Here is a 21,638-nt window from a genome sequence, read left to right as displayed (position 1 = left end):
GACGACAGGACCGGCTCAAACTAACGGGCGCATTCGATCAATTTCTGAAGACCGCCCCAATTGTCGAAATGCGTTTTTCCCATTGCCGCAATTTCAGCCCGCCATTTTTTAGCGTCAACGGTCGGATGAGACGTCTTTCCGGGAAATACCACCGTAATAACCGGGATTGGATCTTTATTTTTGCGTTCGTCGGCAATGCCCGATTTCGCTCTCAGAACGCCACCCTTGTTCACCAAAGGATTGTTGCCGATATCCTGGTGGAAGCGCACGGAGGCCTCACCGAGCTTGCCGCCGTCACCATAAACCCCGTACGCGAAGCGCTTGGTCGCCGGGCGATAGACCACGGCGATATCGCCGTCCTTCACGCCATATTTCCTCACGAAGCTGCTGGACAAAACAACATAGGGAATTTCGGTGGCATCGACCCAATGCCTTTGTGTCCCCGCCGGTCCATCCGGAACCGAAACAGATGTTTCGGTGATAAAAGCCTTGCCGGGCAAGGGATCGCCAGCTTTTTGAATTATCGGCTTATTGTTCTCATCTTTCGAAAAGCCGAAAATCCTGACCTTCGAATAATCACCCGTGGCAACGGCTTTCTTCCAGGCATTCTGGCATTTTTTTTGCCATCCCTTGGGGTCCGTATCGGGTGTTGAACCGACGGCAGTCAGCCCGTCGCAGGTATAAGACAGCCCCTCCCCATTCACGAGATAAGAGTTGGGCGCCCCATCGGCATCAACCTTGAGTTCCTTTGTGGAAAAAACGACACCTCCCGTTCCACACATGGCCTGAGACAAGGCTGTCGTTGGCAGCGCCAATAGTGTGGCAGCGCAAAAGACAGCGTGCATCCTGGAAGAATTCGACCTGAAAAATCCGTATGACATGCAACCCTCCCCTACAAAACATGTATAGGTTGCATTTATTCATGCAGAAGTCGAGTCCAGTCTTATTCAGGGACAGAATCGGGTGTCTCCCCGGCATTTCAGCCCGCTTAAATCTTCAATTCTTCAGAATTACTCTTCCGGAAGCTTCAGGATTGCGGGTTAGCCCGACGGCCGGGCGGTCCAGGCGGGAAGCAGCTCCGCATTCAGGCGGCGCGGCTTTTGCGCATGGACGAACTGCGTCAGGCCCATGCCGGATTTCGCAATCTCCACCGCATGTTTCTTCGGCATCAGGTAACCATATTCCAGCGGCGGCGGACGGCGAATGATTCGGCTGAAGAATGGACGCTTGTGGTAACGGGACGGCGAAAACCGCGCCGGCTCCGCACATATCGTCACATATTCCAATATTTCCTCAATCCAGCCGCTTTGCGGCCGCGCACCTGGCTCCACCAGCAATATCCACTGTCCGCGCGCAGAGCGCATGACGTCTTCAATGTCCCATTGCCCATAAAAGCGGCAGCCGGCGGCATCGGCGACACGCGACGATCCATCGCGCGAACCGTGATCAAGGATCACCACATCGCTTACAAGCCCTTCCACGGCACCGGTTACAAGCGCAGACAAGGTATGCGCCAGCTCCGGTTCCTGATCCCGGCATTCCATTATGACTGTCAACATATGCATAGCTCTAACGCATCGCACAATAAATTGCCACTATGCCCTTCACGGTAAAATCTGCCATTCGCAGTGCGGATCGGCACCCCGCTTCGCGGCGAAATCACTCCCCCAACCTTTCCCTGCCTGGATGTGGACAAACATCAGTTCTGCGTTTTTTGTTCTTGTATTGTTCTCATTTTTGCGTTAGGAATTTAATCATCAAAGAGGTGATGAAAGCCTGTTTGAACGGAAACGGTTTAGGGTGTTTGGCGGGCCTTCAGGCGCGCGGCGCTCGGGAGCATCCAGATGAGAAACCATACGCTTTCGGGGCAGGCTGCCTTCCAGCCGAGCCATATGCCAGATATTGCCAACGAGCTGGCCGATGCATCGGGCCTGCGGATCGAGATCGACCGTCGTCGCGGCCGTGGCGCCGGGATCAATCCGGATGGACGCTTCGAGGCCCTGCAGCGCGAGGTTTTCGACGATGGCTGGCAGACGCTCGAAGACATGCCGGAATTCCGCACCGAGGTGCAGGTGGAAAAGCCGCGCAGCATCATCACCCGCAACGAATCGCCCGATATCCCGTTCGACCGCTCCATCAACCCCTATCGCGGCTGCGAACATGGCTGCATCTATTGTTTCGCAAGGCCTACGCACAGCTATATGGGTCTTTCGGCCGGGCTGGATTTCGAATCAAAGCTGTTTGCCAAGCCGGATGCGGCGAAGCTTCTGGAACGCGAGCTGGCAAAACCGGGTTACAAGCCGCGGGTGATCGCCATCGGCACCAATACCGACCCTTATCAGCCAATCGAGCGTGAATGGCGCATCATGCGGCAGATACTGGAAGTGCTGGCCAAGGCCGACCATCCCGTCGCCATCGTCACCAAATCGGCGCTGATCAAGCGGGATATCGACATTCTGGCGCCCATGGCCAAAAAGGGTCTCGCCAAGGTCGGCATTTCCGTGACGACGCTGGATCGCAAGCTCTCGCGCAACATGGAGCCACGCGCCGCCACGCCGGAGAAGCGTCTGGAAGCGGTCAAGGCGCTGACGGAGGCGGGTATTCCGGTTGCCGTGATGATGGCGCCTGTCATCCCGGCACTCAACGATCATGAAATCGAACGGATTCTGGAAGCCGGCAAGGCAGCCGGTGCGACCGAAGCGTCTTACGTGCTGCTGCGCCTGCCGCTGGAGGTGAGCCCGCTCTTCCGCGACTGGCTGCTGCGCAACTATCCGGACCGCTACCGTCACGTCATGTCACTGGTGCGCTCCATGCGCGACGGCAAGGATTATGATGCGGAGTTCGGAAAACGCATGAAGGGCGCCGGTCCTTACGCCTGGCAGATCGGCAGGCGTTTCGAGATGGCGACGAAGCGGCTTGGCCTCATCCGCCGCGGCATTCATCTGCGCGACGATCTCTTCGTGCCGCCGGGCGGTACGGGGGTGCAGTTGTCGCTGCTTTGAGAAGCAAGGGCAGGAAGTGGCTTGGGGTGATGAATGTCCGAAATACACTCAACGTCATCCTCGGGCTCGACCCGAGGATCCATCGTTCGACGGGTTGTGGATCCTCGGGTCAAGCCCGAGGATGACGTCGAGTTTGAAGGATAGGTCGTCAATAATTTGAGGCTCTGCGAGCTGATAATAGATTGAATCCAAAACGATAAGGAGCAACCACCTCGTCTCGTTGCTCTCGACGAAATGCCCGGCGGGTTTTCCCTGGTCCGCCGGTCATTGCCCCCCGGAACCGCCGCCTCGCGTGCGATCGCTTTTCCTCCGCCGCCCCGCTGGAGGATCGAAGGTCATGATGACCTCAAGGGCATAGTGAGCCACGCCCCCTCGACCCGGCTCACCCTGCCTGTCATCGCCCGCCTCCGGGGGCTTGCAGGAGATCGGGTGTGTGTGCAAGTTTCGCCGCATGAAACGCCGTACACCACCCGATTCTCCTGCCCTCTTCGATCTTGCCGATACCGGCCCGGATTTTTCCTTCGAGCTTGAGGCAAAAAAGAATGGTCTCTGGCCCGTGGCAGGCACGGATGAAGCAGGCCGCGGGCCGCTTGCCGGCCCAGTCGTTGCGGCAGCCGTCATTCTCGATCCGGACAATATTCCCAAGGGTATGGACGATTCCAAAAAGCTGACGAGGCTGAAGCGGGAAAGCCTCTTCGTACAGATCATGGAAACATCGATCGTATCGGTCGCTTCCTCCGGCCCCGGCCTGATCGACAGCATGAATATCCTGCGCGCCAGCCTCGACGCCATGCGCCGCGCCGTGCTCGGCCTCGAAACCTCCCCCGCCCTTGTGCTCGCCGACGGTCGCGACAGGCCGCCCGGCATCACCTGCGAAGCCAGGGCCGTCATCAAGGGCGATTCCCGCTCCCTCTCCATCGCCGCCGCCTCGATCGTCGCCAAGGTGACCCGCGACCGGATGATGGAACGCGCCGGTGCAGTGCATTCGTCCTATGGCTTCGAAGGCCATGCCGGTTACGGCACACCGGCCCATCTTCGCGCCATTGAAAGCCATGGGCCCTGCCCGCTGCACAGGATGAGTTTCCGGCCACTGAAGCGGGATTGATTGCGCCGCCCACTCGTCGTAATCGGACGATTTTTAGCCCCATGGCGCTCCAATACCTTGCGGGTGACGCCCCGTGATAGCTCAACGCCAAGACTTTCGGCGAGCATGCAGACTAGATGACCGCACTGGGGATATCGCAAGTTCTTTCAGAGATCGTAGCGGAAGCCAGTAATACGCTCCAGATCATTGAACAGCTCTCGTGCTGCGACCGGATCATCGGCGTAAGGTGCCGTCGTCGTTTCCTTGGGACTTCCACGTAACTCAAACAGTGCACTTGGGCCATAGTAGCCGCCGGGGCGAGCATTCGGCAGCGTTGCAGCCATTAGGGTCGGCCAGGCGCCATGCGCTGCATCTTGCAGCAATGGATAGGTGAGAATGCCTGCGATCTTCGTACTTAGAGTCGTGGCGGCGAAAAGATTCGTCCGGGCGCCGCCCGGATGGGCTATTGTGGAAAGCAGGCGGTTGCCAGCACGTTTCTGCAGTTCACGGGCAAACAAGATGTTAGCGAGCTTGGTTCTGGCATAGACCTGCATCGGAGCATATTTTGCCTTGGCCTCAAAGTCGGTGATCGGACCGGGCTTGAACATCTTGTGCGTGTTCGACGCGACTGTAACCACGCGGGGGTCGGATGCCTGCAATAGGGAAGGTAGGAGCAGGCCAGTCAGTCTATAGGGCCCCAACACATTAGTTGCGACCTGAAGTTCATGGCCATCAACGCTCATCTCCCGCTTCGGCAAACCCATTACACCCGCATTATTAATCAGCATATCCAGCGCATCCCCATCGGCGAGCCAAGTGTTGGCAAACGCCGTCACGGACGCGGGATCAGACAGATTTAAGATTCCTGTACGAATGTCCGCATGCGGTAAAATCACCCTGATACGACCAGCAGCATCTTCGCCTTTGTCGGCACTGCGGGAGGCAATAGTGACCTGGCTGCCGGCACGTGCCAGTTCCAAGGCGGTGTACCAACCGATACCGCTGTTTGCGCCAGTCACAATAATTCTTTTGCCTTTCTGCGATGGGATTTCCGCAGGTGTCCATTTCGAGGTCATGATTGATAGCCTTCATTTCTCTTGAGTTATCGCCATTCGCAACCTGTACGAATTAACATTATGACGTTTTTTGTATTTTTTGTCAAAATAGATTGATAACTTAAACAACGCAAGCTCGTTACTCGGCTTGATTGACAAAAAACACAAATTTTGTCACGAGACGTTATGGCATCGAAGATCACCCCAGAAGAAGCGGCACAGCGCCGCGACAACATCCTGTTGGCGGCACGTTGGTGCTTCCTGAATTTCGGCTATGCGAAAACCTCACTCGATGACATCGCAAAGCGCGCCAACATCTCGCGGACACTGCTTTACAAAACGTTCACCGACAAAGAAGACATCTACACCGCCGTGTTCCGGCACTGGCTAATATCCCGGCACCCTGCCGCACGCCAGGCAGTAGAGGGTGTGGGGACGCCCCGGGAGCGTCTGTTCGAAGTCTGCCGGATTATGATGATAGAGCCGTGGGCCGACATGATCGGCGCACCTATGGCTGGGGAGTTCTACGCGGTTTGCGAACGCCTCGATCCCGAAATTGACGCCCTCCATCGCATGGTCGCCTTGGAAAGCTTCGAGGCGCTGATAGGTGACGCGACATCGGCGGAGGTCTTCCTTTTCGCCTTGGATGGCCAGATTGGCGACGAGCCGGATGTACCCACACTCCGCGCGCGGATCAAACTGCTCATCGACCGCTTCATCTAGTCCGCCGTTTGTCCGAATGTCCCCTTCTTGGCGAAAAGCGGAAGCGCAATCGAACCCAACCCAGCCGCTGCGGTCGAAGAATACCCCTCGGAAAACTGCCGCATTCCCGATGAACAGACAATGTCATGTCTCGAAGCGGCTTCACCACCTCAAACAAAAACCCCTCACGGCTCACGCCAGAGGGGTTTTTGATAGTCCGATGATGAACTTAGTTCAGCTTCGACTTCACTTCGCCGATCGTGGCGGAGAAAAGCTTGGCCTTTGCGGCGGCAGTCGTCTTTTCGGCAATGAGCTTCTCGGAAGCGGCAATGGCGATATCAACGGCGGCGGCGCGGACGGCGCCGATGGCGTCTTCTTCGGCCTGCTTGATCTTCTGTTCCGAAAGGGCCGTGCGGCGAGCGACGAATTCTTCCGTCTTCTGCTTGGCTTCTTCCGTCAGGGCAGCGGCTTCGCGTTCGGCGGCGGCGACGATGCCGGCGGCTTCGGCTTCGGCTTCCTTGCGCTTGCGCTGATATTCGGCCAGCAGGTGCTGGGCCTCTTCACGCAGGCGCTTGGCTTCGGCCAGCTCGTCCTGAATGTTCTGGGCGCGCTCGTCCAGAGACTTGGAGAGCATGCCCGGAACCTTGAGATAGGCGATCAGGACGAAGAAAAGGACGAGACCGACAAGAGCGAAAAATGATGCATCAAATGCCATGTCAGGCTCCCTTCACGTTCGAAGCGGCGGCAATGGCAGCCTTGACGTCGGTATCCTTGACCTTGGCGCCAACCAGCTGGTCGACGATCGCGGTCGCGGTTTCCTCGGCAATGGCGCCGACATCGGCGAAAGCCTGGTCCCTGATGCCCGCAATGCGCTTTTCGGCGGCAGCAAGCTTTTCAGCAAGTCCTGCCTCGATAGCGGCGCGGTCGGCATCGGCCTTGGCCTTGGCGGCGTCACGTGCCGCGGAGCCGATCGAGCTTGCCTTGGCGCGGGCTGCCGCGAGTTCTTTTTCATAGGTTTCGACGGCTGCGTCGGCTTCGGTTTTCAGCCGTGCCGCTTCGTCGAGATCCTGTGCGATGCGTCCATGACGGTTTTCGAGAATGCCGCCGACGCGCGGAACGATGACCTTCTGCATCAGCAGATAGAAAAGGCCAAACGTGATCGCCAGCCAAAGGACCTGCGATGCATAAGTAGACTGGTCGAACGGCGGGAATACGCCGGAAGCACCTTCGGAACCATGCGCTACACCGGTTTCCGTGTGCGTGGCTTCCGGTTGCGGCTGGCCGACAGCCGGAGTTTCCGTATGCGTTTCACCTACGGTCGGTGCTGACTGGGCATAAGCCTCGGTCACGAACATGCTCACCTCCAGGGGGACTGCAAATGCGAAGGATCACGGCACGCCATCAGCGCGAGCCGTGATCCAGACCTGATGCCGTTATCAGACAGCGAACAGGAGAAGGAGAGCAACGAGCAGCGAGAAGATGCCCAGAGCTTCCGTAACGGCGAAGCCGAATACCAGACGGCCGAACTGGCTGTCGGCAGCAGAGGGGTTGCGCAGTGCGCCGGACAGGTAATCACCGAAGATACGGCCGAGTGCGAGGGACGTACCAGCCATGCCGAGGCATGCGAGACCTGCGCCGATGTACTTTGCTGCTTCCGCTTCCATGTGAGACTCCTTGAGATATTGGTTGTTGCGGCTATTCTTGACACCCGTTACCGGGGCCAGCGACTTTACTTCTCAGTGACCACCATGCACGGCGTCGTTCAGGTACATGCAAGTCAGTACCGCGAACACATAAGCCTGCAGGAAGGCAACGAGAAATTCGAGAGCGGTCATTGCGACCGTCATGATGAGAGGCAGGACAGCGCCGCCGACGCCAAGCGCGCCGAGCGCACCCATGGAGGCGACGAAGCCCGCGAAAACCTTGAGCGTGATGTGGCCGGCCAGCATGTTCGCGAAGAGACGAACGGAAAGGCTGATCGGGCGCGACAGGAACGAGATCATTTCAATCGACGCGACAAGCGGCAAAAGCGCTTTCGGCACACCCGAGGGGGCAAAGATACCGAAGAAATGCAGGCCGTGCTTGTAGAAACCGTAAACGATGACCGTGCCGATGACGAGGCAGGCGAGCGCGAAGGTAACGATGATCTGGCTGGTGACCGTGAAGAAATACGGGAACATGCCGAGAAGGTTTGCCGTCAGCACGAACATGAACAGCGAAAAGACGAAGGGGAAGAACACCATGCCCTTTTTGCCGGCGCCTTCGCGCAGCATGGAGGCGATGAATTCATAGGACATTTCAGCAACGGACTGCATGCGGGTCGGGATCAGACCGCGGTTCGACGTTGCGAAATAAAGGAAACCGGAAGCGGCGGCCACGGTCGCAACCATGAAAAGCGACGCATTGGTGAAGGAAAAATCGACGCCGCCAATTTCGATCGGAATGATCGGCTGCACCAAGAACTGATGGGTCGGATCGTTTGCCACCGGCTGCCCTCTTTACCTGTCGCCGCGCATCGCGGCATCTCAACTGCCAAGAAAAAACAGCTTAAACGCCGCCTTTTCCACCCTCGTCTCGCTTGTCCGCCTTCTCCAGCAACGGCGGCTTGGCCACCGCGCCCGTCGAGCGCAACACATTCAATACGCCTGCGCAGAAACCGAGAAGAAGAAGAACGATCATCCCCCACGGCGTCGTGCCGACAAAATAGTCCAGAAGATAACCCAGCATAGCGCCGACCACGATGGCCGAAATGAACTCCGATGAGAGTTTGACCGCCATCGCAAAACCCTTCCGGGTTTCCGCAGCGTTGGTCTCCGCCCTCACTTCCGCCTCATCCTCCGCTTTCACCTTTGCCAACTCATCAGCAAGGCGTTTGCGACGCTCGTCCAGACTATCGTCACGGTTGCCAGTCATCTTAAAATCCCACCCATTTTCTCCGTTCCAGCCATGCCAGAACCCTTTGGAGTTGTAAACGGTGACGGATTAAGCCTGTTCCAGCCCGCTCTGAAGTCGCGCGCAACATAGTTTTAGGGGCTTCTCTAGTCAAGGCACTGAGGGCGCTTGTTTCAGCACAAATTAATCATTGAAAAACAATAGCTTGATGCCAAATCACTGTTTGGCGGCGATGTTTCGCGAGGGAATCGGCATTTTTGACACGCAAAATGCGACAAATTGGCGGTGGTATCAGCTCCAGCCGCCACCATAGGTACGGTAAAACACGTGCAGACCGATCCGGCCGACCTTTTTCATGGACTTGCCCCAGGCCGGGCGAACATAAACGGCATGATAATGAGTGGCGGAGCCCACTTCGTTCAGCCAGATCTTGCCGGCGGTGGTGGCCATGGCCACTTCGCGCGCCATTTTCCAATGGCGTTCGGAATTCACGCGGTCCTTTATATTGTCGCAGGCGAAGGAAAACTGGCAGCGGTTGCGCCAGTCCTTGTTCTGATAGACCACACCGCAGATGGTTTTCGGATAGGTGGGGTTACGCACACGGTTGAGGATGACCTGCGCCACCGCCGCCTGTCCCTTGACCGATTCTCCGCGCGCCTCGAAATAGATGCCGGATGCCAGGCACTGCTGTTCAGCTGCGGAAAACACCTCGGCCGGCAGCGGGGTCGCCGCCCAGGCGTGGTCTTCCGGGCTGATCTGCGGCACGAAACGGCCGGCCTCGGGCTTTTTGAGAATGGCGTCGAAGGGCGATTCGCGGGCAAAATCGGGGGTGGCCGGCGCGTAGGCCGTGGCGAGAATGTCGGGAGTACGGTTGGTGATGAGTTCCGCCAGCATCGGCGACACGCTCTTGTCCACCACCTTCTTTTCATCGCGGCGGAAATAGAAGGAGGCGAGTTCAACATCCTTGCCGCGTTTGGGCTTCACGAAAGCCGTGCGGTCCTTGCGCTTCAGCGGCTCGATATCCAGCATGCTGGTGCGTTGAAGGACGGAGCCGGCGGTGAAGGCCTTTGGCGGCTGCATGATTTCGGTGGCGACGATGCGGCCTTTCTTGGCGGCGCGGTTGACACGCTCGCTATCCGGCGTCGTCGCCTCGCCCTTCTTGTTGGTGACGAAGGCGACCTTGCTGCCATTCGGCAGGGTCATGCCGCTGCCATGCAGCGCCACCTCGCCTGCCGCATCATTAAAAGTGAGCGAGGCATTGTGCACCGAACCCGCCGGAGAGGCAGTCAGCACCATACGCCATTGCTCGCCGCCATTGTCCAACCCGGCCAAGAGCGAGGCCAGATCTGCACGCGCAGCGAGGGAAGGAAAGACGAGCCAGGCGGCAAGGCCGAAGACGACGGGCGAGGCCCATCTGGAGGTCCATGCCTGAAGGGACGCGGAGGACCGACGACGCATTACACTTTTCGAACGCAAAACCAGCACTCCGAACACCGACAACCATATTTGCTACAGGTGTTGAAGAATCTCTTATTAACCTTGATGCTTGGTTAACGCCGCGAGGGAACGCGGCTTCACGTTAATGTGTAAGCATCTTCTAAAGCGCGTGGCGTGGAGTCGAGTTCGCATTTGCCGATCATAACTGTCCCGCAGGGCATCTCCACATCCGTCATTCCGGCCTTGAGCCGGAATGCAGCCGACACGCGTCGGCGTGGCGTAAAGAATCCTTTCAGCCCAAGGACTTGGGCTGGCTGGATGCCGGCTCAAGGCCGGCATGACGGAAAGAAGGAGGCCGTCCAGCTACATGGAGGGCATGCTCACGTCATCACACGACGACGTGAGAACCCAGTTCCACCACACGGTTGGCCGGAAGGCGGAAATAGTCCGACGGATCGGCCGCGGTTTCGGCAAGGGCGATGAACAGACGGTTCTGCCAGCCTGGCATGCCCGATTTCGGATCCGGCACCAGCTTGCGGCGACCCAGGTAAAATGAGGTCGACATGATGTCGAACTTGTAGCCGGTGCGCCTCAGATAACCCAGCGCCTGGGTGACATTCTGGGTTTCCATGAAGCCGAAATGCAGTTCCACCACCGCGAAACGGTCACTGAGTTTCGTCAGCGTGTACCTGTTTTCCGGGCGGACGCGCGGCTGGTCCTCGGTGCGGATTGTCAGGATGACGTTCTTGTCATGCAGGACGTGGTTGTGTTTGAGATTATGCAGTAGGGCCGCTGGTGCTGCCTCTGGATCGCCAGTCAGGAAAATCGCAGTGCCGGGCACACGCACCGGCGCATGGGCGCTTTCCTTTTCCACCGAGGCGACGAAAGCCTTCAGCGGAACGTCGCTGCGGCGGGTCTTGGCAAAGAGGATTCGCGAGCCGCGCTGCCAGGTGGTCATGATGATGGTGAAGGCGATCGCCAGCAGAACCGGCACGTAGCCGCCGTCGTGAATCTTCAGCAAGTTCGCACCGAGGAAGATCAGCTCCAGCAGCAGAAGCGGCGCCAACACGGCAAGCGCCAGCCAGACAGACCACTGCCAGCGTTTGCGCACGAATTCAAAGAACATCAAGCTGGTGACGACCATCGCACCCGTGACGGAAATACCGTAGGCGGTGGCCAGCGCATCGGAACTCTTGAAGGTGAGCACCAGAGCGACGACGCCGAACAGCAGGATGGTGTTGACGGCCGGCAGGTAGATCTGCCCGGTATTGGTTTCCGAGGTGAAGAGGATTTCCATGCGCGGCAGGTAGCCGAGATGGATGGCCTGACGCACCAGCGAAAACGCGCCTGTTATCACCGCCTGGCTGGCGATGATGGTGGCGGCGGTGGCGAGAATGACGGCAGGCAGGATCGCCCATTGCGGGAACATCAGGTAAAACGGATTGGACATCGCCGCCGGGTCTTTGAGCACCAGCGCGCCCTGCCCGAGATAATTCAGCGTCAGCGCCGGGAACACCAGACAGAACCATGCCCACTGGATGGGGCGGCGGCCGAAATGGCCGAGATCGGCATAAAGCGCTTCGGCACCGGTGATCGTCAGGAACACCGCGCCCAGCACGACGATGCCGTAAAAGCCTTCATTGGCCAGAAACTCCACCGCGTGCCACGGATTGAAGGCAAAGAGAATGCCGAAATCATCCGCGATATGAATGAGGCCGGCGAGACCCATCACAAGGAACCAGACCGCCGTGATCGGCCCGAAGAATTTCGCCACCGTTCCCGTGCCATGCGACTGGATGGCGAAAAGACCAATGAGAATGCAGACGGATATCGGAATAATAAAGTCGTCCATGGCGGGCGTAACGAGTTTCAGGCCCTCCACCGCCGACAGCACCGACAGCGCTGGCGTGATCATCGCATCGCCCAGAAACAGCGCCGCGCCGATGAGGCCGAGCACGATGAGCACGCCGCGGTGGGTACCCGCCGTCTTCATCAGCAGCGCCAGCAGCGAGAGCGTGCCGCCCTCGCCGTCATTGTCGGCGCGCAAAAGCAGCGTGATGTATTTGAAAGTCACGATGATCGTCAAAGCCCAGATCATCAGCGATGTGAGGCCGATGACCTCCTCCCGCGTCACGCCGTCATAGGCGATCGGCCGCAGGGCTTCGCGGAAGGCATAAAGCGGGCTGGTGCCGATATCGCCGTAAACAACGCCGATCGAACCAAGGATGGCGGCGTAAAGCCCCTTGTTCTGATGCTTGTCATCCGCATCCGGTTTCTCGGCAACGTCCTTATCGACGATTTGAGACATGATGATCCTGGCTCCTTAGAGCCAGCCCTTCCAACGAAAAAAGAGAAACGGAATGATTGCGGACATCAGCATGATGACGAGCGCGAGTGGATAACCAAATGTCCAGTTCAACTCCGGCATGAGCTGAAAGTTCATTCCATAAACCGAGGCCACCAGCGTTGGCGGCAGGAACACCACCGAAGCGATGGAGAAAATCTTGATGATGCCGTTCTGTTCGATATTGATGATGCCGAGAGAGGCATCCAGCAGAAATGTCAGATTGCCGGAAACGAAGGCGGCATGTTCGTTCAGCGACTGGATATCGCGGCCGATCGACTTGCCCTGTTCCCGCGCTTCCTTGTCTCCGCGAGCCTGATCGCTGGTGGACAGGAAGGTCTGCAGGCGCGCCAGCGATGCGAGGCTGACGCGGACCTTGGAGATCAGCCGGTGATACGCGGCGATGTTGGTCAGACGGTCTTCGAGATAACGCGGCGCCTTGCGTTTTGAACGTGCCTGGCTGCCGAGAATGTCGGCGGCGAGATTGTCGATGCCGGCAACCGAATTTTCGAGAATTTCAGCCGTGCGGTCGACGATGGTTTCCAGCAGCTTCAGAAGCAGGGCCGTGCCGCTGCGCATTTCGTGCGGCACGCGGGTGATGGCGGCGATGAAGAGGTGGAAGGATTTCGGCTCGGCATAACGGATCGTCACAAGGCGCTTGCCGGCGAGAATGAAGGCGACATCCGTGAGGCGCGGATCGTCCGATTCCGCCTTCCACACCAGAGAGGCAGTCATAAAGACGTTGCCGTCCTCCATATACAGGCGGCTGGAGGGTTCGATATCCTTCAAATCCTCACGGGTGGGCAGATCGAGCCCCAGCAGTTTTTCCACATGCTGCTCTTCCGCCCTGTCGGGATTGACGATGTCGATCCAGACGATGTCGTCGGGAATCTGTCCGGAGCCGTCGTCTGGCGACAGGCTGATCGCCTCGCAATTGGCGCGATAGGCTTTTATCAATCCGCTTCTCCGGTCCACATCGCAAGCTTCAGCCGCAATGCTGCTTAACATATCCTGTTTGCGGTCGGCAAACCTTTGGACGACACTTCAGGGCACGCCGGAACGAGCGGGATTTCATATCTCGCCAGCCCGATGGACCAAGAGCCAAACGGCGCAGGCGTATGCGCCCAAAGCGAGATGCAATCAAGCAATATTTTTTCTCGACAGCATTGCAGGCGAAGCATTTCTCGATATTCACATCCAGAAATATTGCCTGATACTGACGATCAATCTTCTGTTTTAAAAAGATTATTTAATACCGACAGACGCCTTTTCGGTTTATGCCGGAAGCCGTTGCATTATTCGAAAACGATCTTCGGCGCGGCCTTTCTCTCGCCTGCACCGATGCGCGCCCAGACTTTTTCGGCGATATCGCGATAGATCTCTGCCTGCGGTCCATCCGGCTCGGCGGCAACAACCGGGGTCCCGGCATCCGACATTTCGCGGATGGAAATGGTGAGCGGCACTTCGCCGAGGAACGGCACGCCGATCCGCTCGGCTTCGGCCTTTGCCCCGCCATGGCCGAAGATATCGTAACGCGCACCGGTATCCGGCGCGATAAAATAGCTCATATTCTCGATGACGCCGAGCAACGGCACTTCCACCTTGCGGAACATGGTGATGCCCTTGCGCGCATCGATCAGCGCCAGATCCTGCGGCGTGGAGACGATGACGGCGCCGGCAAGCGGCACCTGCTGGGCGATGGTCAGCTGCGCGTCACCCGTGCCGGGCGGCATGTCCAGCACCAGCACGTCGAGTTCGCCCCAGGCAACTTCGCGCAGCATCTGCATCAGGGCGGACTGCACCATCGGCCCGCGCCAGATCATTGCCGCTTCCTCATCCACCAGAAAGCCCATGGACATGACCTTCAGCCCGTAATTTTCCATGGGAAGGATGATGCGGTCTTCCTGCTGCTGCGGGCGGCCGGAAATCTTCAGGAGTTTGGGAAGCGAAGGGCCGTAAATATCGGCATCGAGCATGCCGACCCTGAGGCCGAGCGCCTGAAGACCGAGCGCCAGATTGACAGCGGTCGTGGACTTGCCGACCCCGCCCTTGCCCGAGGCGACGGCGATGATGGCGCCGACACCCGGCACGCCCACCTTGGAGGAGCGCGGCTGTGCAGCCGGGCGGCCGGTTGCTGCGGCGGGGCGCGGCGGCGGTTGCTGCTGGCCGGGCTTGCGATCCGCCGTCAGCGCGACCACGGCGCCAGCAATGCCCGCAACGCCCCTGGCCGCCTTTTCAGCGGCAAGCCGCAGCGGCTCCATCTCGGCGGCCTTGTCGGAGGGAACAGTAATCGAAAAATAGGCCTTCGCGTCGGCGATGAAGATTTCCGAGACCATACCGAGCGCCACGATGCTTTTGCCGCTGCCGGGATAGATGACGGCTTCCAGAGCCTTTTCCACCTGGTTCTTGCTGACGTCTGCCATTGTCTTACTCCGTATACGTGGTCCGGCCGGATATGGGCACTCTTCCGCGCCATCCATAGACAAGCGGGAGCGCTTCGCCAATGCCAAAGCGCAAACAGGAGAGATTAGCGGCGATTCGACACCGCCATTTCAGATTTCGTCGTCCATATCGAGCGTTTCAGGGTCAAAGACCCGGCCGTCAAAAAAACAGTCCGGGCCGAGGACGAGGCCCGTGCGCGACGCGCCGACATGCACCGGTTCCCTGAGCGTGCCTTCGAGTTTCAGGTTGGCGCCTGGCACCGGCACAAAAAGGGGCTTCATCGCCTTACGGAAAATATCCGGCCGATAGCCGTTGCGCGCGGCCTCCACCACGGCCGCGTCGAATCGACATTCGGCGGGAACCTCGCCCCAACGCAACATCTGGCTGAAGAACCAAAGCGCCTGGCTCTGCCACGGAAAATTTGCGGCCTTGGCGCTGGTCACGAAAAACTCCGGATAACGCCGCATATCCCTCTGCGAGGTGGAGATATAGCCCGTCAGCGCCGGCAACAGGAATTCGCCGTTCTCGTCCATATAATGAGGGGCGGCGAGGATGCCCGTCAGTTCCTCGATATTGGCGGAATTGGCGCACCATTCGCCGGCGCGGTAGAGCGCGCGCAACAGCCCTTCCAGCAGGGTGGCGTTCTCCTCAGCCCACTGCCGCTTCACAGACAGTATCTTTTCCGGCGCATTTTGCCAGATCAGCGCCCCGGTGGTGACGATCCGCCCGGCGCCGCCCAACACCACGGCGCTGCCCGCCGGTTCGACGGCACAGAGCGCATCGACCTTGCCGTTTTCCAGCAGGCCGGGCATGGCTTTCGGCAGGGCCTCGACAATTTCCATGTCCCGGCCGAGCAGCACACCGCAGCTTCCGAGCAGATAACGCAACATATAAAACGGCGTGGAAACGATATCCTCGACCGCAAAGACCGGCGGGTTTTTACCTGCCGCGCGGCGCGCCGCGCAGACACGGGCCATGGCTCGCCCGAAGGCCGCAGGGTCCGGAAGCTTCAGACCTTCACGGTAAAGCTCGTCGTAAAATGCGTGCGAAACAGTGGTTGCCGATCCGCCCAGGGAAAGTGTGAAAACGCCGATAATATCGGCCGGCAGCTCATCGAGGCCGACTGCGGAACCGACCGGCACCGGAGCGGGCAGATGGGCGATGCGAACCTCATCCTCGGCAAGCGCAGTTAAAACAGCGCGTGCGGATTGTTTTCGGACGAGTTGCAGTTCTATGCCTTCATCGGCAGCAAAGCCTTTTTCGGCAGCGACTATCAGCACGGCGCAATCGACAGTCGGAGAAAATCCCGCTTTTACCTTATGCCGCTCCGGCAAACGATTTCTCCTTTCCGGTGATTCGAAAGAAGGATCGCCCAGGAAAGGCTTTATCACAATGATAAAATTACGATTTCGCTATTTTATCAAACCGACCCGCAGCGCCTTGGCCACGGCCTGGGTGCGGTTGACCGTGTCGAGTTTTTTCGTCGCGCGGTTGAGGTAATGATTGATCGTATGTTCCGACAACACCATGATTTCAGCGATTTCAGCGCTGGTCTTGCCGGCCGCCGTCCAGTTCAGACAATCGATCTCCCGCTCGCTCAATGTTTCGGGAACCCGGAGATCGAGACGACGGATTTCCGATAGCCGGGCAAACACATGGCTTGAAATGTAAAACAGTTCCGCCAGCCGGCTTGCCGGCAAAATCGTCTTGTTGCCGGAGAACGACACCGCGCCCCTGGTTGTGGTGATGTCGTGAACGGGAAACCATACGGAGTTGATCATCTCAAATCGCTCGAACAGGCCGATCACGTTTTTTTTGGCGATCTGTTCGTTGCCTCCGGCCAGGAAATCCGCGGAGACGGAAAAGGGCACCGTCGATTTTTTCAACTGCGCCATCACCTTGCTGTTCTGCAGCATGCCCTCCTCGTCGTAACGCTGCAGAAGCTCGGCCGGCCAGCTGGTGATGATGGTATATTGCGACAGCTCGCTCGCCATTTCGGATGACAGGTCAAGCACCATAAAGGCCCTGAACTCCCAGGCCTCCGTCAACCGTTTCAAGAACCGGAATATGTCGAATTGCGTGTTCAGACCGGCGATCTCGCGAACGCAATCAACACCAATCGCCTGAACGGCGGCCGTCTCTGTTTTCTGCATGAAAGCTGTTCTTCGAGAATGAGAAATACCGCCGCAAAGGCCACCTTTGCCCGGAAATTGCCGGGGATGTTACTCACCAAAATGATTCATGCAAACAAAAGTTGAAAACTTAATTCAGAATAGTCGAAAATAAGATTTAACTCGCGCAATTCGACGTCAAACCCGTCTCCCCGGTCGCGAAAATCGACGGGGCAGCGCCTGTTTTTCCTCAACCATCCGCAACCGGCGACAGTCGGCAGGCAAGCTCCGCTGAAATTTTATCAGCGGTTTCGCGCACCAGCGGCGCCCATTTGTAAAGCTGTTCCACATCCACCCGATAGGCGGGGCCGGTGACGGAAATCGCCGCATGGAAATTGCGTCCCGGCGCGTGGACCGGCGCAGCGGCGCAATGAATGCCGATCTCGTGTTCCTGAAGGTCGAAACCGTAACCTTGCACGCGAATGGCCGACACATCCCTTATCAGCGCTTCCGGCGTTGCGATCGTGTTTTCCGTAAAGCGTTGGAACTCCAGCCCGGCAGCCAGGTGTGCCAGCGCATCAACAGACAGCAGGGACAGCGCCGCCTTGCCCACGCCCGTGCAATAGGCCGGCGAGGTCTTGCCGACCTGCGAATGCATGCGCAGGGTGTGCCTGCCCTCGATCTTGTCGAGATAGGTGACTTGTCCGCCGTTCAGAACGGCCAGATGTACAGATTCCTGCGTCATTTCCTGCAACGCCGCCAGATGCGGGGCAGCGACACTGCGCAGATCATTGCCGCTCCAGGCTTTCGCCGCAAATTGCAACAACCTCAGGCCGACAGCATAGGTCTGGTCGGGGGCATGGTCGATCAGGCCTTCGGCAAGGAGGTGGGCGAGCTGGCGGTGGACCGTGCCGCGCGGCTGGCCGCAAGCCTCGACCACATCGGTAAAACGCATCGGTTTTTCCGCAAAGGCGATAAGTTCCAGAAGTGAGACCGCCTTTCCCAGCGTGCCGGTCTCACTTTGCGGTTTTCCTGCGCGACCGGGAACGGGGTCATGCAGTTGAGCATTGGGCGTTTTATTATCGGGCATGGCAACATCCACCGTCATCTGCCTTGACATAAGTGTGACGCCAAGAGAATAATTCCATTTAATAAAATCTAGTTCCATATATTGGAACAATCAAGCCCTCATGGATGAGACGATGTCGATGATGCAAGCCCAATTTCCCGACCTCAAGGATGCGGGCGTGCTCATTACCGGTGGCGGCTCCGGCATCGGGGCATCGCTGGTGGAAGCCTTCGCAATGCAGAGGGCGAAGGTCGCCTTCATCGACATCGCCGAGGAGCCGAGCGCCGCCCTCGTCCAGCGGCTCGCAGGAGTGGCTCCCCATCCTGTGCATTTTTTCAAGACAGACTTGAGCGACATTCCCGCCATCGGGCGGACGGTGGATGCGGCGGCCTCCGCCACCGGCGGCATCAAGGTGCTGGTCAACAATGCCGCGTGGGATGACCGCCACGACATAGACACCGTGACGGAGGCCTATTGGGACGCCAATCAGGCCGTCAATCTCAAGCAGATGTTCTTTACCGTTCAAGCCGCGCTGCCCTATCTCAGACAGGCAAAGAATGCATCCATCGTCAATTTTTCATCCATCTCATTTCTGCTGAACATGGGCGAACTGCCCTCCTATGCGGCGGCCAAGGCCGGCATTATCGGACTGACGAAGAGCCTTGCCGGCAGGCTGGGGCCTGACAATATCCGCGTCAACACGCTCCTGCCGGGCATGATCGTCACGGAGCGACAGAAGGAATTGTGGCTGACCGACGAGGGCATCACTGCCACCACGTCGCGGCAATGTCTCAAGCGCACGCTCATCGCCGCCGATCTCGCCGGGCCGAGCCTGTTCCTCGCATCCTCAGCATCAAGCGCCATCACGGCGCAATCCATAATCGTAGACGGAGGCCTCCTATAATGTCCGAACCCGCTTTTATCGCCGTCGACTGGGGCACAACCAGTTTCCGGCTCTGGCTTCTGAGCCGTTCTGGCGCGGTGCTGGCTGAGCGCAGAAGCGCGGAAGGCATGACGACCGCCGCGCGCACCGGTTTTGCCGAGGTGCTGCAATCGCATCTTGATGCCATCGGCGCACCTGACAATCTGCCGGTTCTCGTCTGCGGCATGGCGGGTGCGCGGCAGGGCTGGGTTGAGGCCGGTTATATCGACGTGCCGGCAGCGCTTTCAGCGGTTCTCGACGGCGCGGTTCGGGTGCCGGGTCAGGCGCGGGATGTCCGCATTCTGCCGGGGCTGGCGCAGCGGGATAAAAATGCGCCCGACGTGATGCGCGGTGAAGAAACGCAATTGCTCGGTGCGCTCGCCTCCACTGATGCCAGCGAAAAGCTGGTCTGCATGCCGGGCACACATTCCAAATGGGTGACGGTCAAGGGCGGTGACGTGACCGGCTTTGCCACCTTCATGACCGGCGAACTGTTCGAGGTCATCTCCAAGCAGACGATCCTTTCCCATGCGGTGGCCGAAGCGGACGCTTTTACCGGCGAACACGAGGCCTTCAGGGCCGCCGTGCGCGACATCTACGCCAATCCCCAATTGGCGACCAACCGGCTGTTTACCCTGCGCTCCGGGCAATTGCTGCATGGTCTGACCGCGACCGATGCCAAGGCCAAGCTTTCCGGCATCATGATCGGGCTGGAAATTGCCGGCGCGCATGCCAATGCACGGCGGGACACGCCTGTCGTGCTGATCGGCTCCGGCGCGCTCGGTGCGCTTTACGAAGGCGCCTTCACGGCCCTTGATATCCAATATACGGTCATCGATGCAGACGAGGCCGTGCGGCGCGGATTGCTGGCCGCCGCCAATACCATCTGGTCATAAAAGAAAGACCCACCATGCGTATCCCCTTCCCTGCCATGAAATATCCGCTGATCGCCATCCTGCGTGGTCTGAAACCCGAGGAAACCGAAGGCGTCGTCGGTGCATTGATCGAAACCGGCTTCCGTGCCATCGAAATCCCGCTCAATTCGCCCGATCCGTTCCGCTCGATCGAAATTGCCGCGAAGATGGCGCCTGCCGATTGCCTGATCGGTGCCGGCACGGTGCTGAGCGTAGAAGACGTGGAGGCACTGGATGCCGCCGGCGGCAAGCTGATGGTAAGCCCCAATGCCGATGCCGAGGTGATCATCGCCGCGCGCGTCAAGGGCATGGTAACGATGCCCGGCGTTCTCACGCCTACCGAAGCGCTGGTGGCTGCAAAGGCCGGTGCGACGGGGCTGAAATTCTTTCCCGCCAGCATCATCGGCCCGGCCGGCATAAATGCTATCAGGACGATCCTGCCGAAGGACCTCATCATTGCCGCAGTCGGTGGCGTTTCGGACAGGAATTTCGCCGAATATACCTCTGCCGGCATTACCGCTTTCGGGCTTGGAACCAGCCTCTACAAGCCGGGCATGACGGCGGCCGAGGTGCGCGAGCGTGCTACCGTCACACTTTCGGCCTATGACGCAGCCATCGGAGGATAAGAGCTTGGCGACTGTTTTTCCCTTTGCCGGACATGTGCTTGACGAAACGCCGATGATGCTTGGCGAAGGCCCGACCTTCGACCCTGCGACAGGCACCGCCTGGTGGTTCAACATCATCGAGCGCGAGTTGCACGAGTTGCATTTCGCTTCCGGCCGCAAGACGGTGTACGCCCTGCCCTTCATGGGCAGCGCGCTGGCCAAGATCAGCGACCACAAGCAATTGATCGCCTCCGATGACGGGCTTTTCCTGCGCGACACGGCGACCGGCGTGCTGACATTGCATGCGGAGCTGGAAAAGGACTTGCCGGGCAACCGCTCCAATGACGGGCGCATGCACCCCTCCGGCGCGCTCTGGATCGGCACCATGGGCCGGAAGGCGGAGACAGGCGCCGGCAGCATCTATCACGTCGCCCGGGGAACCGTGACGAAACTGTTTGCCGAAGTCAGCATCCCCAATTCGATCTGCTTCTCCCCCGATGGCGCGACGGGATATTACGTCGATACCAAGGTGAACAAGCTGATGCGGGTGTCGCTCGACGCGGAGACCGGCCTTCCCACTGGCAAGGCCGAGGTATTCATCGATTCCGCTGGCGTCGAAGGCGGCATTGACGGGTCGGTCTGCGATGCCGAAGGGCATATCTGGAATGCCCGCTGGGGTATTGGCGCGGTCGATCACTACGATACGGACGGCAATCACATCGCCCGATATGAGGTGCCGGCGGGACAGACAACCTGCCCGGCCTTCATCGGACCCGACGCGTCGCGCCTTCTCGTCACCTCGGCGCGCGAACATCTCGATGATGACGCCATTGCCGCCAATCCGCAGCATGGGTTGACGTTCGAGCTGGGGGTTGAGGTGAAGGGTCGGTACGAGCCGCTTTACCGGTTGTGAAGCGCGGCGTAGGCCGCCCGCAACAAAACGCGGAGCGCCTTCTGGCAAGGGTTGTTCCCGAAACGACCTCCCTCATTCCTGTGCTTGTCACAGGAATCCAGTCAGCCCAAGTCCTTGAGCTGGAAGGAGTCGTTTCGCCGCGCAGA

General features: G+C 58.9%; 22 protein-coding genes. 7 read left to right on the top strand and 15 right to left on the bottom strand.

What is annotated here, in order from left to right:
* Nucleotides 1–20: 20 nt before the first annotated feature.
* Together AKG12_RS01815 and AKG12_RS01810 are read right to left on the bottom strand one after the other, a co-directional pair.
* Nucleotides 21–881 (bottom strand): glycoside hydrolase family 75 protein, encoded by an 861-nt coding sequence (locus AKG12_RS01815; protein WP_082178654.1) that lies wholly within the window; start codon nt 879–881, stop codon nt 21–23.
* A 159-nt stretch (nt 882–1,040) separates the two neighbouring features.
* Nucleotides 1,041–1,559, bottom strand: coding sequence for a glycosyltransferase family 2 protein (locus tag AKG12_RS01810; RefSeq protein WP_052817859.1), 519 nt, complete (start codon nt 1,557–1,559; stop codon nt 1,041–1,043).
* Between the two features lie 285 nt (nt 1,560–1,844).
* Between AKG12_RS01810 and AKG12_RS01805 the strand changes: the two genes are divergently transcribed.
* Nucleotides 1,845–3,002: a PA0069 family radical SAM protein gene (locus AKG12_RS01805; protein ID WP_052817372.1), complete on the top strand. Its 1,158-nt coding sequence runs from the start codon at nt 1,845–1,847 to the stop codon at nt 3,000–3,002.
* A gap of 451 nt (nt 3,003–3,453) precedes the next feature.
* Entirely contained in the window at nt 3,454–4,107 is a 654-nt protein-coding gene (gene rnhB / locus AKG12_RS01800) for a ribonuclease HII (RefSeq protein WP_052817370.1), read from the top strand.
* 146 nt (nt 4,108–4,253) lie between these two features.
* Here rnhB and AKG12_RS01795 read toward each other — a convergent pair whose 3' ends face one another.
* Nucleotides 4,254–5,162, bottom strand: a complete 909-nt coding sequence (locus tag AKG12_RS01795) for an SDR family NAD(P)-dependent oxidoreductase (RefSeq protein WP_052817368.1) — start codon at nt 5,160–5,162, stop codon at nt 4,254–4,256.
* A gap of 165 nt (nt 5,163–5,327) precedes the next feature.
* Between AKG12_RS01795 and AKG12_RS01790 the strand changes: the two genes are divergently transcribed.
* Nucleotides 5,328–5,864: a TetR/AcrR family transcriptional regulator gene (locus tag AKG12_RS01790; protein WP_046800715.1), complete on the top strand. Its 537-nt coding sequence runs from the start codon at nt 5,328–5,330 to the stop codon at nt 5,862–5,864.
* Between the two features lie 208 nt (nt 5,865–6,072).
* Here AKG12_RS01790 and AKG12_RS01785 read toward each other — a convergent pair whose 3' ends face one another.
* The 12 genes from AKG12_RS01785 to AKG12_RS01725 form a co-directional block, all read right to left on the bottom strand.
* Complete coding sequence (locus AKG12_RS01785) at nt 6,073–6,558, bottom strand: F0F1 ATP synthase subunit B (RefSeq protein WP_046800714.1); 486 nt, start codon at nt 6,556–6,558, stop codon at nt 6,073–6,075.
* A 1-nt stretch (nt 6,559) separates the two neighbouring features.
* Entirely contained in the window at nt 6,560–7,198 is a 639-nt protein-coding gene (locus AKG12_RS01780; protein ID WP_046800713.1) for a F0F1 ATP synthase subunit B, read from the bottom strand.
* Between the two features lie 81 nt (nt 7,199–7,279).
* Nucleotides 7,280–7,507, bottom strand: coding sequence for a F0F1 ATP synthase subunit C (locus AKG12_RS01775; RefSeq protein ID WP_003494147.1), 228 nt, complete (start codon nt 7,505–7,507; stop codon nt 7,280–7,282).
* Nucleotides 7,508–7,579: 72 nt separating this feature from the next.
* Nucleotides 7,580–8,329: a F0F1 ATP synthase subunit A gene (locus AKG12_RS01770; protein ID WP_006309767.1), complete on the bottom strand. Its 750-nt coding sequence runs from the start codon at nt 8,327–8,329 to the stop codon at nt 7,580–7,582.
* Between the two features lie 61 nt (nt 8,330–8,390).
* Nucleotides 8,391–8,756, bottom strand: a complete 366-nt coding sequence (locus tag AKG12_RS01765; RefSeq protein WP_046800712.1) for an AtpZ/AtpI family protein — start codon at nt 8,754–8,756, stop codon at nt 8,391–8,393.
* A gap of 270 nt (nt 8,757–9,026) precedes the next feature.
* Complete coding sequence (locus tag AKG12_RS01760; RefSeq protein WP_052817366.1) at nt 9,027–10,193, bottom strand: cell wall hydrolase; 1,167 nt, start codon at nt 10,191–10,193, stop codon at nt 9,027–9,029.
* 367 nt (nt 10,194–10,560) lie between these two features.
* Nucleotides 10,561–12,480 carry a potassium transporter Kup gene (locus tag AKG12_RS01755; RefSeq protein ID WP_046800710.1) on the bottom strand — a complete coding sequence of 640 codons (1,920 nt, stop codon included), beginning with the start codon at nt 12,478–12,480 and terminating at the stop codon, nt 10,561–10,563.
* 15 nt (nt 12,481–12,495) lie between these two features.
* Complete coding sequence (locus tag AKG12_RS01750; RefSeq protein ID WP_046800709.1) at nt 12,496–13,473, bottom strand: magnesium transporter CorA family protein; 978 nt, start codon at nt 13,471–13,473, stop codon at nt 12,496–12,498.
* Nucleotides 13,474–13,811: 338 nt separating this feature from the next.
* Nucleotides 13,812–14,939 (bottom strand): Mrp/NBP35 family ATP-binding protein, encoded by a 1,128-nt coding sequence (locus tag AKG12_RS01740; protein ID WP_052817363.1) that lies wholly within the window; start codon nt 14,937–14,939, stop codon nt 13,812–13,814.
* Between the two features lie 129 nt (nt 14,940–15,068).
* The gene (locus tag AKG12_RS01735) at nt 15,069–16,292 is read right to left on the bottom strand and encodes a CmpA/NrtA family ABC transporter substrate-binding protein (RefSeq protein WP_052817360.1); all 1,224 of its coding nucleotides are present in this window, start codon (nt 16,290–16,292) and stop codon (nt 15,069–15,071) included.
* Nucleotides 16,293–16,370: 78 nt separating this feature from the next.
* On the bottom strand, nt 16,371–17,111 hold the full coding sequence (locus tag AKG12_RS01730; protein WP_046800706.1) for a helix-turn-helix transcriptional regulator: 741 nt from the start codon (nt 17,109–17,111) through the stop codon (nt 16,371–16,373).
* A 208-nt stretch (nt 17,112–17,319) separates the two neighbouring features.
* Nucleotides 17,320–18,189 carry an IclR family transcriptional regulator gene (locus AKG12_RS01725; protein ID WP_052817358.1) on the bottom strand — a complete coding sequence of 290 codons (870 nt, stop codon included), beginning with the start codon at nt 18,187–18,189 and terminating at the stop codon, nt 17,320–17,322.
* A gap of 70 nt (nt 18,190–18,259) precedes the next feature.
* Here AKG12_RS01725 and AKG12_RS01720 point away from each other — a divergent pair, with 70 nt between their 5' ends.
* The 4 genes from AKG12_RS01720 to AKG12_RS01705 are packed head-to-tail and all read left to right on the top strand — an operon-like array spanning nt 18,260 to nt 21,492.
* A complete protein-coding gene (locus tag AKG12_RS01720) occupies nt 18,260–19,042 on the top strand; it encodes an SDR family NAD(P)-dependent oxidoreductase (RefSeq protein ID WP_082178653.1) in 783 nt (260 codons plus the stop codon).
* Nucleotides 19,042–19,956, top strand: coding sequence for a 2-dehydro-3-deoxygalactonokinase (locus tag AKG12_RS01715; RefSeq protein WP_052817356.1), 915 nt, complete (start codon nt 19,042–19,044; stop codon nt 19,954–19,956). The genes AKG12_RS01720 and AKG12_RS01715 overlap by 1 nt, the downstream gene beginning before the upstream one ends.
* Before the next feature lie 14 nt (nt 19,957–19,970).
* Nucleotides 19,971–20,600, top strand: a complete 630-nt coding sequence (locus tag AKG12_RS01710; protein WP_046800703.1) for a 2-dehydro-3-deoxy-6-phosphogalactonate aldolase — start codon at nt 19,971–19,973, stop codon at nt 20,598–20,600.
* Nucleotides 20,601–20,604: 4 nt separating this feature from the next.
* Nucleotides 20,605–21,492 (top strand): SMP-30/gluconolactonase/LRE family protein, encoded by an 888-nt coding sequence (locus AKG12_RS01705; RefSeq protein WP_046800702.1) that lies wholly within the window; start codon nt 20,605–20,607, stop codon nt 21,490–21,492.
* The last annotated feature ends 146 nt before the right edge of the window (nt 21,493–21,638 follow it).

This window comes from Agrobacterium sp. SUL3 (assembly GCF_001263295.1).
Lineage (GTDB): Bacteria > Pseudomonadota > Alphaproteobacteria > Rhizobiales > Rhizobiaceae > Agrobacterium > Agrobacterium tomkonis.
The sequence above is the reverse complement of the archived record's forward strand: the minus strand, read 5'-3'. Positions and strand labels throughout refer to the sequence as shown.

Excerpts from the sequence above, each read along its gene's own strand:
- AKG12_RS01775 (WP_003494147.1), bottom strand. The coding sequence starts at position 7,507 with ATGGAAGCGGAAGCAGCAAAGTACATCGGCGCAGGTCTCGCATGCCTC.
- AKG12_RS01725 (WP_052817358.1), bottom strand. The coding sequence starts at position 18,189 with ATGTCAAGGCAGATGACGGTGGATGTTGCCATGCCCGATAATAAAACG.
- AKG12_RS01785 (WP_046800714.1), bottom strand. The coding sequence starts at position 6,558 with ATGGCATTTGATGCATCATTTTTCGCTCTTGTCGGTCTCGTCCTTTTC.
- AKG12_RS01810 (WP_052817859.1), bottom strand. The coding sequence starts at position 1,559 with ATGTTGACAGTCATAATGGAATGCCGGGATCAGGAACCGGAGCTGGCG.
- AKG12_RS01795 (WP_052817368.1), bottom strand. The coding sequence starts at position 5,162 with ATGACCTCGAAATGGACACCTGCGGAAATCCCATCGCAGAAAGGCAAA.
- AKG12_RS01765 (WP_046800712.1), bottom strand. The coding sequence starts at position 8,756 with ATGACTGGCAACCGTGACGATAGTCTGGACGAGCGTCGCAAACGCCTT.
- AKG12_RS01780 (WP_046800713.1), bottom strand. The coding sequence starts at position 7,198 with ATGTTCGTGACCGAGGCTTATGCCCAGTCAGCACCGACCGTAGGTGAA.
- AKG12_RS01755 (WP_046800710.1), bottom strand. The coding sequence starts at position 12,480 with ATGTCTCAAATCGTCGATAAGGACGTTGCCGAGAAACCGGATGCGGAT.
- AKG12_RS01720 (WP_082178653.1), top strand. The coding sequence starts at position 18,260 with ATGGATGAGACGATGTCGATGATGCAAGCCCAATTTCCCGACCTCAAG.
- AKG12_RS01815 (WP_082178654.1), bottom strand. The coding sequence starts at position 881 with ATGTCATACGGATTTTTCAGGTCGAATTCTTCCAGGATGCACGCTGTC.
- rnhB (WP_052817370.1), top strand. The coding sequence starts at position 3,454 with ATGAAACGCCGTACACCACCCGATTCTCCTGCCCTCTTCGATCTTGCC.
- AKG12_RS01740 (WP_052817363.1), bottom strand. The coding sequence starts at position 14,939 with ATGGCAGACGTCAGCAAGAACCAGGTGGAAAAGGCTCTGGAAGCCGTC.
- AKG12_RS01715 (WP_052817356.1), top strand. The coding sequence starts at position 19,042 with ATGTCCGAACCCGCTTTTATCGCCGTCGACTGGGGCACAACCAGTTTC.
- AKG12_RS01760 (WP_052817366.1), bottom strand. The coding sequence starts at position 10,193 with ATGCGTCGTCGGTCCTCCGCGTCCCTTCAGGCATGGACCTCCAGATGG.
- AKG12_RS01790 (WP_046800715.1), top strand. The coding sequence starts at position 5,328 with ATGGCATCGAAGATCACCCCAGAAGAAGCGGCACAGCGCCGCGACAAC.
- AKG12_RS01730 (WP_046800706.1), bottom strand. The coding sequence starts at position 17,111 with ATGCAGAAAACAGAGACGGCCGCCGTTCAGGCGATTGGTGTTGATTGC.
- AKG12_RS01805 (WP_052817372.1), top strand. The coding sequence starts at position 1,845 with ATGAGAAACCATACGCTTTCGGGGCAGGCTGCCTTCCAGCCGAGCCAT.
- AKG12_RS01710 (WP_046800703.1), top strand. The coding sequence starts at position 19,971 with ATGCGTATCCCCTTCCCTGCCATGAAATATCCGCTGATCGCCATCCTG.